Annotated in this window: 15 protein-coding genes; 5 read left to right on the top strand and 10 right to left on the bottom strand. The window is 67.2% G+C overall.

Annotation, left to right across the window (positions count from 1 at the left end; genetic code table 11):
- Nucleotides 1-84 precede the first annotated feature (84 nt).
- Nucleotides 85-1,875 (top strand): DUF4153 domain-containing protein, encoded by a 1,791-nt coding sequence (locus SOM39_RS14630; protein WP_320458743.1) that lies wholly within the window; start codon nt 85-87, stop codon nt 1,873-1,875.
- The gene (locus SOM39_RS14625; protein ID WP_068849753.1) at nt 1,872-2,399 is read left to right on the top strand and encodes a DNA-3-methyladenine glycosylase I; all 528 of its coding nucleotides are present in this window, start codon (nt 1,872-1,874) and stop codon (nt 2,397-2,399) included. Before SOM39_RS14630 ends, SOM39_RS14625 begins: the two co-directional genes overlap by 4 nt.
- 4 nt (nt 2,400-2,403) lie before the next feature.
- Here the strand turns inward: SOM39_RS14625 and SOM39_RS14620 are convergent, their stop codons facing one another.
- The 6 genes from SOM39_RS14620 to SOM39_RS14595 form a co-directional block, all read right to left on the bottom strand.
- Nucleotides 2,404-3,111 (bottom strand): YitT family protein, encoded by a 708-nt coding sequence (locus SOM39_RS14620; RefSeq protein WP_068849751.1) that lies wholly within the window; start codon nt 3,109-3,111, stop codon nt 2,404-2,406.
- Nucleotides 3,112-3,204: 93 nt separating this feature from the next.
- The gene (locus SOM39_RS14615) at nt 3,205-3,420 is read right to left on the bottom strand and encodes a DUF4287 domain-containing protein (RefSeq protein WP_068854565.1); all 216 of its coding nucleotides are present in this window, start codon (nt 3,418-3,420) and stop codon (nt 3,205-3,207) included.
- A gap of 64 nt (nt 3,421-3,484) precedes the next feature.
- The gene (locus SOM39_RS14610; protein WP_320458742.1) at nt 3,485-4,468 is read right to left on the bottom strand and encodes an aldo/keto reductase; all 984 of its coding nucleotides are present in this window, start codon (nt 4,466-4,468) and stop codon (nt 3,485-3,487) included.
- A gap of 130 nt (nt 4,469-4,598) precedes the next feature.
- Nucleotides 4,599-5,183, bottom strand: coding sequence for a hypothetical protein (locus tag SOM39_RS14605; RefSeq protein ID WP_184125057.1), 585 nt, complete (start codon nt 5,181-5,183; stop codon nt 4,599-4,601).
- A 115-nt stretch (nt 5,184-5,298) separates the two neighbouring features.
- Entirely contained in the window at nt 5,299-6,441 is a 1,143-nt protein-coding gene (locus SOM39_RS14600) for a PilT/PilU family type 4a pilus ATPase (protein WP_068849744.1), read from the bottom strand.
- A gap of 86 nt (nt 6,442-6,527) precedes the next feature.
- Nucleotides 6,528-7,565, bottom strand: coding sequence for a type IV pilus twitching motility protein PilT (locus SOM39_RS14595; protein WP_068849741.1), 1,038 nt, complete (start codon nt 7,563-7,565; stop codon nt 6,528-6,530).
- 115 nt (nt 7,566-7,680) lie between these two features.
- Here SOM39_RS14595 and SOM39_RS14590 point away from each other — a divergent pair, with 115 nt between their 5' ends.
- Together SOM39_RS14590 and proC are read left to right on the top strand one after the other, a co-directional pair.
- A complete protein-coding gene (locus tag SOM39_RS14590) occupies nt 7,681-8,352 on the top strand; it encodes a YggS family pyridoxal phosphate-dependent enzyme (protein ID WP_320458741.1) in 672 nt (223 codons plus the stop codon).
- Nucleotides 8,353-8,416: 64 nt separating this feature from the next.
- The gene (gene proC / locus SOM39_RS14585) at nt 8,417-9,235 is read left to right on the top strand and encodes a pyrroline-5-carboxylate reductase (RefSeq protein ID WP_184125053.1); all 819 of its coding nucleotides are present in this window, start codon (nt 8,417-8,419) and stop codon (nt 9,233-9,235) included.
- 6 nt (nt 9,236-9,241) lie between these two features.
- Here the strand turns inward: proC and soxR are convergent, their stop codons facing one another.
- Nucleotides 9,242-9,676, bottom strand: coding sequence for a redox-sensitive transcriptional activator SoxR (gene soxR, locus SOM39_RS14580; RefSeq protein WP_176472643.1), 435 nt, complete (start codon nt 9,674-9,676; stop codon nt 9,242-9,244).
- 88 nt (nt 9,677-9,764) lie between these two features.
- Here soxR and SOM39_RS14575 point away from each other — a divergent pair, with 88 nt between their 5' ends.
- On the top strand, nt 9,765-11,123 hold the full coding sequence (locus tag SOM39_RS14575) for an MFS transporter (RefSeq protein ID WP_320458740.1): 1,359 nt from the start codon (nt 9,765-9,767) through the stop codon (nt 11,121-11,123).
- Nucleotides 11,124-11,126: 3 nt separating this feature from the next.
- On the opposite strand, the gene SOM39_RS14570 is transcribed toward SOM39_RS14575, so the two are convergent.
- The 3 genes from SOM39_RS14570 to SOM39_RS14560 form a co-directional block, all read right to left on the bottom strand.
- Nucleotides 11,127-13,058 (bottom strand): esterase/lipase family protein, encoded by a 1,932-nt coding sequence (locus SOM39_RS14570; RefSeq protein ID WP_320458739.1) that lies wholly within the window; start codon nt 13,056-13,058, stop codon nt 11,127-11,129.
- Nucleotides 13,055-14,032, bottom strand: coding sequence for a DUF4105 domain-containing protein (locus tag SOM39_RS14565; RefSeq protein ID WP_320458907.1), 978 nt, complete (start codon nt 14,030-14,032; stop codon nt 13,055-13,057). Before SOM39_RS14565 ends, SOM39_RS14570 begins: the two co-directional genes overlap by 4 nt.
- Nucleotides 14,033-14,147: 115 nt before the next feature.
- Nucleotides 14,148-14,366 carry a hypothetical protein gene (locus SOM39_RS14560; RefSeq protein ID WP_249833851.1) on the bottom strand — a complete coding sequence of 73 codons (219 nt, stop codon included), beginning with the start codon at nt 14,364-14,366 and terminating at the stop codon, nt 14,148-14,150.
- Nucleotides 14,367-14,414: the final 48 nt, after the last annotated feature.

The raw sequence follows: 14,414 nt of genomic DNA, 5'->3' as shown, positions 1-14,414 counted from the left end.
TTCTACCCGCTGCATCCTCACACGGGCGTGAGCCTCGGCTACGATGCGTGCAGTCATGGACGTGTGTACGCAACGGAGAGCACGATGAACCCGCAGCCACCCCTTTCCCCTGCCTCGCGCGCCGCCATCGTGCTGATCGCGCTGTTGCAGGGCCTGATGCTGTACGCGGTGCAGGAAGCGGCCGACCACGGGCCGTTCCAGGCATTCGCCACGCGCCTGTGCTGGTACACCTGGGTGCTGAGCGTCCCCACCGCCGTTGCGCTGACCCTGGTGGACCTGCGCGACCGCCGCCTGTGGCTGCACGCGGCGCTGGCCTCGGCCCTGGTGCTGGCTATGGCCGGATGGATCGGCTGGAACCTGGGCGGAACGCCCGACGACCTGCGCCAGGCACCGCTGCTGCTGCCGTTCTCCGTGTGCGTGGCCGTCGCGGTGTTCGTCGCGCTGCCGTGGTGGCAGTTCCGGCTGCAGCACGGACACTGGCGCGCCACCTACGCAGCCCTGTTCGAGCGCGCCTGGCAGAACGGGCTGACCCTTGCGCTGGCACTGGGCTTCACCGGGCTGACCTGGATGCTGCTGTGGCTGTGGGCGGCGCTGTTCGACCTGGTGGACATCCACCTCTTCCGCGACCTGTTCCGCGAAAAAGCCTTCATCGCGCTGGCCACTGGCATGCTGTTCGGGTTCGGCGTGCTGATCGGGCGCACCCAGGACCGGGCCATCCAGGTCATCCGCCAGGTGCTGTTTGCCGTGGCGCGCGGCCTGCTGCCGCTGCTGGCGTTCATCGCGGTGATCTTCGTGGTCTGCCTGCCCTTCACCGGGCTGGAGCCGCTGTGGCGCACGCGCTCGGCAGCCACGGTACTGCTGACCCTGGTGCTGCTGCTGATCGTCTTCAGCAACGCGGTGTACCAGCATGAAAGCGAGCTGGCGCCCTACCCGGCGTGGCTGCGCCGATTGGTCGAGGCCAGCCTGGTCACGCTGCCGGTGTATGCGGCGCTGGCGCTGTATGCAATGGGCCTGCGCATCAGCCAGTACGGGGTCACCCTGGAGCGCTTCTGGGCGCTGCTCGCGGCGCTGCTGGTGTGCGGTTACGCGGTGGGTTACGCGCTGGCCGCAGTACGTAGGCGCGGGCGCTGGCTGCAGCGGATCGAACCGGTCAACCGCTGGATGTGCTGGGTGGTGCTGGGTGCGGCGGTGCTGGCCAATACGCCGGTGCTGGACCCGATCCGGATCAGCCTGGCCAGCCAGATGGCCCGGCTGCAGGCAACCGCGCCGGCAATCAAGGGCGAAGACGCCACCGATCTGCGCTTCGGCTATGGCCGGCGCGGCGCCGAGGTGCTGAAGGAACTGCAGCAGGACCCGCGCTTCCGCGACGATCCGCGTGCAAGCACCCTGATCGCCAATGTCCTGAGCGTGGACGCGCGGCAAGTCCGTTATGGGAACTACAGCGACGCCATCAAAGACCTCAAGGTGCTGCAGCAGCAGCTGAAACTGGCCAAGAGCAGCCCGGCGCCAGACCCGGACTGGTGGCAGGCGTTGCTGGCCAGGACCGTGAACGTCAGCAGCTGCCTGGAAATGGACGAGGTCTGCGTGGCACTGCGCCGCGACCTGGATGGCGATGGCGTGGACGAGATGCTGTTGTGCCACGAGCCGTCGTGGGGTGGCGCGGTATGCCGCCTGCACGCGCGCGATGGCAAGGACTGGACCGATGCCGGCAAGATCGAGTTCCCGATGCCCTCCGAATACCGCGGCGACCCGGCGTACGACCCGCTGCTGCGGGGTAACCTGACGATCCATCCAGCACGCTGGCCGCAACTGTCGCTCGGCGATGGGCCTAGACTGGGCATCGAACAACCTCCCGTTGAAGACGAGACCCCATGAGCGGCTACTGCCTCATCGCACCGGGCCATCCGGTGCACGGTCATTACCATGACCACGAATATGGCTTCCCGCAGCGCGACGAACGCGAGCTGTTCGAGCGCCTGCTGCTGGAAATCAACCAGGCCGGGCTGAGCTGGGAGACGATCCTGAAGAAGCGAGAAGGGTTCCGCGCGGCGTACAGCCAGTTCGATGTGGATACCGTGGCCGGCTATGGCGAGCGCGACGTGGAACGCCTGCTCAACGATGCGGGCATCATCCGCAACCGGCTCAAGGTGCATGCGGCCATCCACAACGCCCAGGTGATCCAGCAGCTGCGGGCCAGCCACGGCAGCTTCGCGGCATGGCTGGATGCGCACCACCCGCGCGACAAGGCCGAGTGGGTGAAGCTGTTCAAGAAGACGTTCCGCTTCACCGGCGGCGAGATCACCGGTGAATTCCTGATGAGCCTGGGCTACCTGCCCGGCGCGCACAGCCCGGATTGCCCGGTGTACAAACGCCTGCAGAAACTCAAGAAAACCGGGTAAACCCTCAGACGCCCATGTACCGGCCGGGCCGATGGTTGAACATCAGCACCAGGCTCAGCACCACCGCGCCGATCGCCGAATACATCACCTTGTCCGGCGAGAGCACGAAGAACGCCACGCCCATCAGCAGCGTGTCGAACGACATCTGCACCTTGCCCGCGCTCCAGCCACGGGTGCGCTGCAGGTATACCGCCAGGATGCCGATGCCGCCCAGGCTGGCGCGGTGGCGGATGTAGAACAGGATGCCCAGCCCGGCCAGCGCGCCGCCCACCAGCGCCGAATAGAGCGAGCTCATGTGGGCGAAATCGGCCCAGCGCGGCAGCAGGTCGGTCAGCACGCCGCAGGCGGTGACCGCCGCGAAGGTCTTCAGGGTGAATTCCCAGCCCATGCGCCGCACCGCGACCCAGTAGAACGGCAGGTTGACCAGCACGAACACCAGGCCGAAATTCCAGCCGAACGCGTAGTGGGCCAGAAACGCCAGGCCGGCCATGCCGCCGATCATCAGCCCGCCCTTGGCGAAGATCGCCAGGCCCAGCGAGGCCACCAGGGTGGCCAGGATCATGCCCTGCACGTCCTCGGCCACCGAATGGCGCAGGGCGTTGGCATCGGCCACGGTGCCGGCGCTGTCCGGCGGCGGGGTCAGCGGGCCGGCGGTGACAAGATGGCCGTCAGCGTCGTCGCACGGCGCGGGGCCATGGGATTCAAGGGACATGGGGGTGGGGCCAGACACGTGGGGAGCGGTATTAGACACGATCCGCGTGACAGTTGCAGGTGAAATCGATTCATCCCGCAACGAATGGCCGCTTCACCCGGTCCGGTCCTTCAAATGGTGGGCCACCAAGGCGTTGGCGTGGCCATGGCCCAGGCCATGCTGGCTCTTCAGGAAGGTGACCAGGGCCATGTGCCTGAGCCCGCCCTGCGTGGCCAGAAGGGCAAGCCAGTGTCCCACTGGCTGCCCGTAGGTCTTTTCGATGGACGGGAAGTACGACGCGGGACCTTTGACCGGGGCGGTGTCGCTCATGACCTGTTCCTTGCAGAGGGGTTCATCCACTACGACGCTGGCCAGGGCATGAAATCGACATCCGTCAGCGGGTGACCTGCTTCTGCCGTTCCGCGTTGTAGCGGTCGCCCACGATGGCGATGCCGTCCAGCGCCGCCGCGGTCTGCTGCAGGTCGGCCTCGTGCAGAACCAGCTCGACAGCGGCCAGGTTCTCCTCCAGCCGGTGCAGCTTGGTGGTGCCGGGAATCGGCACGATCCACGGCTTGCGCGCCAGCAGCCAGGCCAGCGCTACCTGCGCCGGGGTGGCCTGGCGGGCGGCGGCAATGGCGCCGATGGCCTCGACCAGCGCCTGGTTGGCGCGGCGCGCCTCCACCGCAAAGCGCGGCAGCGAGCTGCGGAAATCGGTGGGCGCAAACTCGGTATCGGCGGTGATCGCCCCGGTCAGGAAGCCGCGCCCCAGCGGGCTGAACGGCACGAAGCCGATGCCCAGCTCTTCAAGCACCGGCAGCACGCTCTGCTCCGGCTCGCGCCACCACAGGGAGTACTCGCTCTGCAGCGCCGCCACCGGCTGCACCGCATGCGCGCGGCGGATGCTGGTTTCGCCGGCTTCGGACAGCCCGAAGTGCTTCACCTTGCCCTCCGCGATCAGGTCCTTGACCGTGCCGGCGACATCTTCGATGGGCACGTTCGGGTCCACCCGGTGCTGGTAGAACAGGTCGATGCGGTCGGTCCTGAGCCGCTGCAGGCTGGCCTCGCAGACGGCGCGGATGTTCTCCGGGCGGCTGTCCAGCCCCAGGTCGGCATTGGCCTCCTTGAACCCGAACTTGGTCGCAATGACCACCTGGTCGCGGTACGGCGCCAGCGCCTGGCCCAGCAGTTCCTCGTTGCGGAACGGCCCGTAGACCTCGGCGGTGTCGAAGAAGGTCACCCCGCGCTCCACCGCTGCGTGCAGCAGCGCAACGCCATCGCTCACCTGCGGCGCGGTGCCATAGGCATGGCTCAGGCCCATGCAGCCCAGCCCGAGCGCGGAAACGCGCAGGCCGCTGTTGCCAAGGATTCGTGTCTGCATGGGGTGCTCCTTCGAGTGGGGACCCCAACGATACGCCCGCTCACGCCGGCGATTGCACTGCCGGAACCACTGGTGGTCATGAGCGAAGCTCATCAATGGCGCCTGCGGGTGCAGGCGCCATCTACCTGCCTCAGCGTTCGGCCACGGTCCCGATCAGGGCCAGCAGGAGCAGCAGGCCACCGGCGATGATCACCAGGATGTGCCAGACGTTGAGCCGGTCCATGCGCTCCATGTCGACCCGTTCATCCTGATGGTAACGGCGCAGCAGACTGTTGACCGGCAGCAGCGGTACGAACGTGAACAGCGCCAGCAGCCAACCGGCGTTGGGCAGCCGGCTGGCGAAGTTGAGCAGGAAGTAGGTCACCGCCAACAGTCCTGGCGCGAAGGCCAGTTCGCGACGCCGGCTGCTGGCCGCGTCACTCAGCTCGCGGAAGCAGAAGAACGACCAGATCGGTGAGAACAGCGCGCGCGCCCAGGGCCACTGGTCGCCGCCGGTCTCGCGCTTGATCGCCTGCCAGTTACGCCAGAACCAGTACATCGGGTACAGCCCGAGCGTAGTGGGTGAAAGCAGCACCATTTTCAGCGTGGAAGGCGAGTAGTACTCGGCCGCATCGGAAATCGCCCGTGCCTGGGACTGGGATTCCGGCAGCGTGCCGGGCAAAGCAGGTGGCATCGGAATGGTCGCCGGTGCGCGGTATGGATCATGCAATTCCATGTGCATTCTCATCATTGGCAGTGTCACCGGCGCGGTGCCGGCCCCTTGAAACACCACTTGCAACAAAGGCGCGCCGGCATTGCACCGTACGCGCCCGGTTTCCCCGCCCGCAGCTTCAGCGGACTTCGGAAATCTCCACCCCATCCAGGCCCTGCGACAGCGTGCGTGCGTCACCGCCCTGCGAGAGCTTGATGCGCAGGCGCACCTCGTTCTGCGAATCGGCGTAGCGCAGCGCGTCTTCGTAGCTGATCTCGCCGGCCTGGTAGAGCTCGAACAGGCTCTGGTCGAAGGTGCGCATGCCCAGCTGCACCGATTCCTTCATCACTTCCTTGAGCTTGTGGATCTCGCCGTCGCGGATGTAATCCTGCACCAGCGGCGTGCCCAGCATGATTTCCATCGCCACCTTGCGCGACTTGCCATCCGGCGAGGGCACCAGCTGCTGGGCAACCACGCCCTTGAGGTTCAGCGACAGATCCATCAGCAGCTGGCTGCGGCGGTCTTCCGGGAAGAAGTTGATGATGCGGTCCATCGCCTGGTTGGCGTTGTTGGCATGCAGGGTACACAGCACCAGGTGGCCGGTTTCGGCGAACGCGATGGCATGGTCCATGCCTTCGCGGGTACGCACTTCGCCGATCATGATCACGTCCGGCGCCTGGCGCAGGGTGTTCTTCAGCGCCGCTTCCCAGCTGTCGGTATCGATGCCCACTTCGCGCTGGGTGATGATGCAGCCTTCGTGCTTGTGCACGAATTCGATCGGGTCTTCGATGGTGATGATGTGCCCGGTGGAATTCAGGTTGCGGTAACCGATCATCGCAGCCAGCGAGGTGGACTTGCCGGTACCGGTCGCACCCACGAACAGGATGATGCCGCGCTTGGTCATCGCCAGCGTCTTGATGATCGGCGGCAGGCTCAGCTCTTCCACGGTGGGAATGCGGGTTTCGATGCGGCGCAGGACCATGCCGACCTGGTTGCGCTGGTAGAAGCAGCTCACGCGGAACCGGCCCACGCCGGACAGGCCGATGGCGAAGTTGCACTCGTGGGTTTTTTCGAACTCTTCGCGCTGCGCCGGCGTCATCACGTTCAGCACCAGGTCGCGGCTCTGCTGCGGCGTGAGCGGGGTCTGGGTGATGGGCGAGATCTTGCCGTTGACCTTGATCGCCGGCGGCATGCCCGCGGTGATGAAAAGGTCCGACGCCTTCTGGTGCGCCATCAGCTTGAGGAACGAGGTGAAGTCGATGGTGGTGCTGGTGGTATTCATGGCGATGTGCTCCGGAAACCTTGCCGAACGCCGGGCATGGCCCGGCGCTGCCGAATCTGTCGCGCCGGGAAGGCCCGGCGCCACCATCATTCGAAGATGCGCTTGTCCTTGGCGTATTCCTTGGCCTGGTTGCGCGTGATCAGGCTGCGCTTGACCAGGTCCTGCAGGTGCTGGTCGAGCGTCATCATGCCCATCTGCTGGCCGGTCTGGATCGCCGAGTACATCTGCGCCACCTTGTCTTCGCGGATCAGGTTGCGGATGGCCGGGGTGCCGACCATGATTTCCCACGCGGCGGTGCGCCCGCCACCCACCTTCTTCAGCAGCGCCTGCGAAATCACCGCGCGCAGCGATTCGGACAGCATCGAGCGCACCATCGGCTTTTCGCCGGCGGGGAACACGTCGATGATGCGGTCGATGGTCTTGGCCGCCGAGCTGGTGTGCAGCGTGCCGAACACCAGGTGGCCGGTTTCGGCGGCGGTCAGCGCCAGCCGGATGGTTTCCAGGTCGCGGAGTTCGCCGACCAGGATGATGTCCGGGTCTTCACGCAGTGCCGAACGCAGTGCTTCGTTGAAGCCGTGCGTATCGCGGTGCACTTCGCGCTGGTTGATCAGGCACTTCTGCGAGGTGTGCACGAATTCGATCGGATCCTCGACGGTGAGGATGTGGCCGTATTCGTTCTTGTTGATGTAGTCGATCATCGCCGCCAGCGTGGTCGACTTGCCCGAACCGGTCGGGCCGGTCACCAGGATCAGGCCCTGCGGCTGGTCGATCAGCTCGCGGAAGATCGGCGGCGTGTTCAGGTCTTCCAGGGTCAGCACTTCGGACGGAATGGTACGGAACACCGCACCGGCGCCACGGTTCTGGTTGAACGCGTTGACGCGGAAGCGCGCCAGGCTGGGAATCTCGAACGAGAAGTCGACTTCGAGGAATTCCTCGTAATCGCGGCGCTGCTTGTCCGACATGATGTCGTAAACGAGCGCGTGGACCTGCTTGTGGTCCAGGGCCGGAATGTTGATGCGACGGACATCGCCGTCCACGCGGATCATCGGCGGCAGGCCTGCCGACAGATGAAGGTCCGACGCTTTGTTCTTAACGGAAAACGCCAACAGCTCGGCGATATCCATACGCTGCTACTCCCCATAGACTGCTGCGACTGGAAGGATCTTTCCCCGGTCGGCAGTATAGCCTCCCTGATCCACCGCGAAATCTCTTTGTGTCCTGCCCCGTGAGCGCCCACCCGTGACCGCCCTGCCCCTGCCCACCCTGCTGCTGAACCTGCACAACGCGGCCACGGCCGCCGGGCGGCCATCGCCGCGCCTGCTGGCGGTGTCCAAGACCCAGCCGGCCGAGGCCGTGGCGGCGCTGGCGGCGCAGGGCCAGCGCGCGTTCGGCGAGAATTACGTGCAGGAAGCGGTGGCAAAGATCGATGCGCTGGCGGCCCTGGGGCTGGAGTGGCACCTGATCGGCCACCTGCAGTCCAACAAGGCCGACCTGGCCGCGCAGCGCTTCGACTGGGTGCAGAGCGTGGACCGGGCCAAGCTGGTTACCGCGCTGGCCGCGCACCGCCCGGCCGCGTTGCCGCCGTTGAATGTGCTGGTGCAGGTCAATATCGACGATGAAGACAGCAAGCACGGCTGCACGCCCGACGCCGTGCCGGCGCTGGCCGCCGCCATCGCCGCCGAACCACGCCTTTGCCTGCGCGGGCTGATGGCCATCCCTGCACCGTGGCCGGACCCGGCCCGCCGCGCCCTGGCCTTTGAACGCATGCACGCGCTGTTTGCCGATCTGGCCACCCGCTACCCGCAGGCCGATACCCTCTCGATGGGCATGAGCGGCGACTACCCCGACGCCATTGCCCATGGCGCGACCATGGTCCGCGTCGGCACCGCCTTGTTCGGCGCACGGCATTGAGGGGCCCACCCACCCGTAGCGCGGGGCCCTGCCCCGCTGCCCAGATCACGTACAAGGATGCCCAATGAGCACTTCGATCACCTTCATCGGCGGCGGCAACATGGCGCGCAGCCTGATCGCCGGCCTGGTCCGCCAGGGCACTGCCCCGGGCAACATCCATGTGGCCGAACCGGTGGCCGGGCTGCGCAGCCAGCTCACCACCGACTTCGGCGTGAAGACATACGCCAGCGCCAGCGAAGCGGCCGCGCAGGGCGCGGTATGGGTGCTGGCGGTGAAGCCGCAGGTGCTGCGCGATGTCTGTGCGTCGCTGGCGGAGATCGCCCAGGCCCAGGCCCCGCTGGTGGTATCCATCGCCGCCGGCATCACCAGTGCGCAGCTGCTGCGCTGGCTGGGCGGTACCGGCGCGGTTGTACGCGCCATGCCCAATACCCCGGCGCTGCTGGGTGCAGGCGTGACCGGTCTGTTTGCCACCGCCGGGGTCAGCGCCGAACAGCGTGGCCAGGCCGACACCGTGCTGGCCAGCGCCGGGCGCACGGTGTGGATCGAGGATGAAGCACGCATGGATGCGGTCACCGCCGTCTCCGGCAGTGGCCCGGCCTATGTGTTCCTGTTGGCCGAGGCGATGGAAGCAGCCGGCATCGCGCAGGGCCTGCCGGCCGACGCCGCGCGCACGCTGGTGGTGCAGACCCTGCTGGGCGCCAGCCGCATGCTGGACGAATCCGGCGAAGCCCCGGCAGAGCTGCGTCGGCGCGTCACCTCGCCGAACGGCACCACGCAGGCCGCGATCGAGAGCTTCCAGGGCGCCGACTTCGAGGCCATCGTGGCGCGCGCGATCGACGCGGCGACGCGACGGGGACAGGCGTTGTCGGCGGCCAACGACTGATCCGGGTCAGCCCCAGCGCTGCGCGCCATCCCCCTGCTCGCCCAACGCGTCCCCGGGATTGGCCAACCGGCAGCGCTTCAGTGAAAGACACCCACAGCCGATGCAGTCGGTGAGCTGGTCGCGCAGCAACAGCAGTTCCTCGATGCGTTGATCCAGCTCGCCGCGCCACAGCGCCGACATCTTCGCCCACTCGGCGCGGGTCGGCGTCTTGTTTTCCGGCAGCGCCGCAAACGCGTTGGCCACCGCTTCCAGCGGCATGCCCACCCGCTGTGCGACGCGGATCACCGCCAGCCGACGCAGTACGTCGCGGCTGAAGCGACGCTGGTTGCCGGCCGTGCGCAGGCTGCGGATCAGGCCCTTGCGCTCATAGAAGTGCAGCGCCGATACCGCCACGCCGCTGCGACGTGCCACGTCGCCTACACTCAGCTCCTGCGCGATCACTGCTTGACCTCAACCATGGTTAAGGTGTCATCGTGCGGCACCTCGCGGTGTGCCGCAAGCACCGCGCTTCTTTGTTCCTGGAATCCGCATGTCTTCCGATGTCGCTGTACTGCCCGCCGACGCGCCCACGTCGATCCTCTCGCTGCGCTACCGCGCCACCACCATCGGCATGGTCGCGCTGGTGTCGCTGCACGCGTTCGAAGCGCTGGCCGTGGCTGCGGCCATGCCGACCGTGGCGCTTGAGCTGGATGGCCTGCGCCTGTATGCGCTGGCGTTCGGCGGCACGCTGGCCACCAGCGTGATCGGCATGACCCTGGCGGGCCGCTGGAGCGACCGGCTCGGCCCGGCCCGGCCGTTGTGGCTGGGCCTGTGCTGCTTCATCGCCGGCCTGCTGGTGGCCGGGCTGGCCCAGCACATGCCGGTGCTGGTGATCGGCCGGCTGCTGCAGGGGCTGGGCGCCGGTGCCATTTCCGTGTCGCTGTACGTGCTGGTCGGGCGCACCTTCCCCGAATCGCTGCGGCCACGCGTCTTTGCCGCGTTCTCGGCAGGTTGGGTGGTGCCCTCGCTGATCGGCCCTGCCATCAGCGGGTTGATCGTGCAGCACGCCGGCTGGCGCTGGGTGTTCCTGGGCGTGCCGCTGCTGGCCATCCCGGCCGCGCTGCTTTTGCGGCCGGCGCTGCGCGCGGTGCCGCCGCTGGCGGCCGCGCCGCGTTCGGAGGGCAGCGTGGTGCGCTGGGCGATCGGTGCATCCGTGGGCGCGCTGCTGCTGTACGTGGGCGGCCAGCAGGTTGGCTGGCCGGCACTGGCCGTGCTGCTGCCGGCGGTGGCGCTGTTGGTGCTGTGCAGCTGGAAGCTGCTGCCGCGCGGCACCCTGCGCCTGCGCCGTGGCCTGCCCAGCGTGATCGCCCTGCGCGGTATCGCGGCGTCGGCGTTCTTTGGCTGCGAGGCGTTCCTGCCGCTGCTGCTGCAGCGAGAGCGTGGCCTGAGCCCGTTGTTGGCCGGGGTCGCGTTGAGCCTGGGCGCGCTGGGCTGGTTCAGCGGGTCGTGGTTCCAGGGCCATGGGGGCCAGGGGCTGTCGCGTCGCCAGCTGCTCACCGCCGGTGCGCTGCTGATGTGCACCGGCATCATCGGCACCGCGCTGGCGATCCAGCCCGGCGTACCGTTGGCCCTGGCGCTGGCCGGGTGGACCTTGACCGGACTCGGCATGGGGCTGATCTACCCGAGCCTGTCGGTGCTGACGTTGTCGTTGTCGCCGCCGGCGCAGCAGGGCGCGAACACCTCGGCGCTGCAGTTGAGCGAGGCGCTGGGCGTGGCCACCACGCTGGCCATTTCCGGCTCGCTGTTCGCGCTGATGCTGTCGGTGGATGTGACCCTGGGTTACCTGCAGACGTTCGCGATCATGTTGCTGCTGGCCGCTGCGAGCGTGGTGGTGGCGCGGCGGGTCTGACCGCTACGGCGCCACCTCTTCCAGGTCTTCGCGCAGGATCCGCCGGATCTCCAGCACCGCCTGCGGGGTTTCCTGCACGCTGTGGCCTGAGATGATCACCTTCTCCGACACCGCGCCGGGCAGGTGCGCGCTCCAGTAGGGCACCAGGCCGTCGTCGGACTGCTCCAGCGGCACCTCGGCTTTGCGCTGGGCGATGATCGAGTGGTACTTCAGGCCCGGCATGATCGGCAGGGCGGCGGCCGCCTTCACGAACGGATCGGTGGCCTTGAGATTGTCGATGCTGTTGGGGATCTGCAGCTTGGTGGCCTGCGCCGACTGCACTTCGGATTGCTGCAGGGCCTGGAACACATCCTCGAACTTGCCGAGGATGGTGATCGGCAGGCGCACCAGGCGCCCGATGAAGCGCCCGACCCGATTGCCGGCGATATCGGTGCCCTGATGCGGTGCGGCGATGAAGATGGCGCGCTCCACGTTCGGTTCGGCATCGAAGTGCAGCAGCGGGCCCAGTTTGGCCTGGACGCGCTTGAGCCGTTCACCCTTCAGGTCGTAGTTGGCCAGCAGCTGGTTCCACAACGTGTCGCCGGAACTGGTGACCAGCAACCGGGCCAGCACGCCCCCCATGCTGTGGCCGATGAACACCATGTCCTTCGACGCACGCGAGGTGCCCTTCGGGTCGAAATGCCGGAGCGTGTTGTCGAACGCCTGGTCGATCTCGAAACGGTTCAGTGCAATCGGCGCGTTGGTCGGGTAGTACACCTGCCACACCTGGAAGTGCCTGCGCAGCTCGGGATCGCCCAGGATCTCGTTGGCCACGTTCACCCAGGCCTCCGGGCTGCTGCCCAGCCCATGCAGCATGAAGATGATGCGGCGGTTGGGATCCCACGGCTGCATCAGGTACATGTGCGGTTCGGCAATGCCTTCGCTCAGGCCGAACAGCGTGCGCAGCGACTGCGTGGCAAAGCCGGACTGGGCAAGCCACATGCCGTAGGCGGCGGTGAAGTTGCCGGCCAGCGGCACCTTCTCGCCATGCAGGTCCACGCTTTCGGTGGATTCAGGCGAATACACGTCGAACAGCACCTGGGTGGTGTCCAGCACCTGCTGCAGCGTATCGCCCTTGAAGCGCAGCAACGCGGTGGCATTGATTGCCGACATCTCGCTGTACTGCGGAATCTCGGCCTTCTCACCGTCCACCGGCGCGATCAGCTTGGGCGGGTCCATCACCACCACCAGCTCGGCACCAAAGCCGTCGCGGCGATAGGTACTGCGCAGGCCGGCGAAACTCACCGAGGATGCCGACACCATCGTGGTGGGAATGCTGGCCAGGCGCAGCTCGTCGAAGTCCGAGGTCAGCGTCCAGCGCTCGCCCGCCACCGCGGCGTTGTAGTCCTCCCCTTCCAGCGCGCTTTCGCGGCTGCGCTTGAACACCACCGTGGCGGTCTGTTCCGCGGCGTAGTTGTAGTAGTCGCGCACCTGGGTCTGGCGGTCTTCGAACGCGCGGTCCGACGGCGTGCGCCCGCTGAAGAACAGGTAGGCATACGCGTACCGCGCTGCTTCCAGCCACGCATCCAGCGCCGCATCGGACATCGGGGTCTTGTCGCGGTCCTTCGGCTTGGGCGTGAGTGCCAGCGCGTTCTTCACCCACAGCTCGGACAGCGTTGAAAGCCGCTGTTCCTCGGGCAGGTCGCGGGTGTCCTTCAGGGTCTTTTCGCAGGCGGCAACATCTTTCTCGCACAGCGCCACGTCCAGGCCAATCACGCTCAGCGTTTCCTGCGAGGCCATGCTGAACTTGCCGGAGGTGAGCACATCGCCGCGCTTGTTGGCCAGGTAATCGGTGGGCGAGACCTGCTTCATGGTGACCATGGCGCAGCCGCTGGACAGCAGCAGCGACAGCAGCACCGCCAGCAGGGGCCCACCACGGCGAAGGAGCCGGCTCATGGCTGCACCTCCGGGTCGATGCCCGGCACACCGACGCGGATCAGCTGCGAGAAGCGCGGATCATCGCCAGCGGCACGCGCGCGATCGGTGATGCGCCCGCGCGCCTTCAGCGCGGCGAAGTCCACGCCGGGCGTGAGCACGCCCAGGTCACGCGCGTATTCGGCGAAATAGCCGGAGGCGAGCAGCCGGTAGTCCAGCGGCAACCCCGGCGCGATCTGCTTGGCCAGTTCGTACACGATGGTGGTGCAGTTGCTGGTCAGGGTGTTGTAGAACGCCGGTGCCGCATCCAGTTTGCGCGCCTCGCCCAGGTAGGACACGAAAAGGCCCTTGAGCTGGTCGCGGGTCATGCCCTTCAGGCGATACAGGTACACATCCTCGCCGCGCACGTTGCTGCGCACCCGCACGATGTCGGTTTCCTCGGCCGCCACCAGGGTCATCTCGAATTTGCGGAAGAACCCGCCCAGCGCCGAGAACGATTCGCCGCGCTCCTTGCGGATCTCCAGCGAGAACACCAGCTGGCGGCCATCGGCGAAGCCGAACGAGACCAGTGTGTGCGCGATCATCGGCCCCATCCAGTACGACAGCACCAGGTCGGCCGAACGCAGCTGGTCCAGGTCGTACTCGCGGCGCTCCCAGCGCACGTCGTGGTCGTCATCGGTGCGCCAGGTGAAGTTGCGTACGTTGTCGAGCACCACCCGGGAGCCGTCGAACTCCACCACCTTCAGCCGCTGGGCGACATCATCGGCCCAGACCCGGTCCTGGCGCGGGCTGAGCAGCAGCCACCACACGCCGCAGAGGACCAGCGCGGCCACGAACAGCGGGCCCGGCCAGCGCCCGGCACGGGCGCGGCCAACGGCCACGGCGGTGGCAAGCGCAAAGGCGCCCCACCCCGCCAACAGCACACCCTTCAGCCAACCCGGCCCGGAAAGCTGGTACGCCAGCAGCCCGGCTACCCACAGCGCTGCGACCAGCATCAATACGGCCAGCCCCCATCGTCCTGCTGTCTTCACACATCGTTCCGTCGGTTGGTCGGGGCGCTAGTTAGCCATAACCGCGGTGTGGGGGACATGCTCCCCTGTTCAGGTTCAGTCAGCGACGCGGGGCGCCCACCTTCTGCCACGGCGCCATGCCCTTGCGGGCGCGCGGCAGCGCGCGGCGCAGCGGCAGCCGGCGTGGCATCGGAATACCCACCCCGGGCGCGGCGGTATCGTCACGGCGCAGGTCCTCGGCGCGCTCGCCCACCAACAGGGCCGCCATCTCCTCCAGGCCGTTGCGCATCGCCCGGGCGGCCGTCTGCAGGGTATTCATGGCGTGTCTCCAATGACGAAGCGGGGACGGACTACGTTAAGACCGGCA

The sequence above is a fragment of the Stenotrophomonas sp. CFBP8994 genome (genome assembly GCF_034044835.1).
GTDB lineage: Bacteria > Pseudomonadota > Gammaproteobacteria > Xanthomonadales > Xanthomonadaceae > Stenotrophomonas > Stenotrophomonas rhizophila_A.
Note: the sequence above shows the minus strand (reverse complement) of the source record. Positions and strands in the feature narration are given on the sequence as shown.

Bases quoted from the DNA above. Each gene is read 5' to 3' on its own strand.
- SOM39_RS14630 (WP_320458743.1), top strand. From the start codon at position 85: ATGAACCCGCAGCCACCCCTTTCCCCTGCCTCGCGCGCCGCCATCGTG.
- SOM39_RS14625 (WP_068849753.1), top strand. From the start codon at position 1,872: ATGAGCGGCTACTGCCTCATCGCACCGGGCCATCCGGTGCACGGTCAT.
- SOM39_RS14620 (WP_068849751.1), bottom strand. From the start codon at position 3,111: ATGTCCCTTGAATCCCATGGCCCCGCGCCGTGCGACGACGCTGACGGC.
- SOM39_RS14615 (WP_068854565.1), bottom strand. From the start codon at position 3,420: ATGAGCGACACCGCCCCGGTCAAAGGTCCCGCGTCGTACTTCCCGTCC.
- SOM39_RS14610 (WP_320458742.1), bottom strand. From the start codon at position 4,468: ATGCAGACACGAATCCTTGGCAACAGCGGCCTGCGCGTTTCCGCGCTC.
- SOM39_RS14605 (WP_184125057.1), bottom strand. From the start codon at position 5,183: ATGGAATTGCATGATCCATACCGCGCACCGGCGACCATTCCGATGCCA.
- SOM39_RS14600 (WP_068849744.1), bottom strand. From the start codon at position 6,441: ATGAATACCACCAGCACCACCATCGACTTCACCTCGTTCCTCAAGCTG.
- SOM39_RS14595 (WP_068849741.1), bottom strand. From the start codon at position 7,565: ATGGATATCGCCGAGCTGTTGGCGTTTTCCGTTAAGAACAAAGCGTCG.
- proC (WP_184125053.1), top strand. From the start codon at position 8,417: ATGAGCACTTCGATCACCTTCATCGGCGGCGGCAACATGGCGCGCAGC.
- SOM39_RS14575 (WP_320458740.1), top strand. From the start codon at position 9,765: ATGTCTTCCGATGTCGCTGTACTGCCCGCCGACGCGCCCACGTCGATC.
- SOM39_RS14570 (WP_320458739.1), bottom strand. From the start codon at position 13,058: ATGAGCCGGCTCCTTCGCCGTGGTGGGCCCCTGCTGGCGGTGCTGCTG.
- SOM39_RS14565 (WP_320458907.1), bottom strand. From the start codon at position 14,032: ATGCTGGTCGCAGCGCTGTGGGTAGCCGGGCTGCTGGCGTACCAGCTT.
- SOM39_RS14560 (WP_249833851.1), bottom strand. From the start codon at position 14,366: ATGAATACCCTGCAGACGGCCGCCCGGGCGATGCGCAACGGCCTGGAG.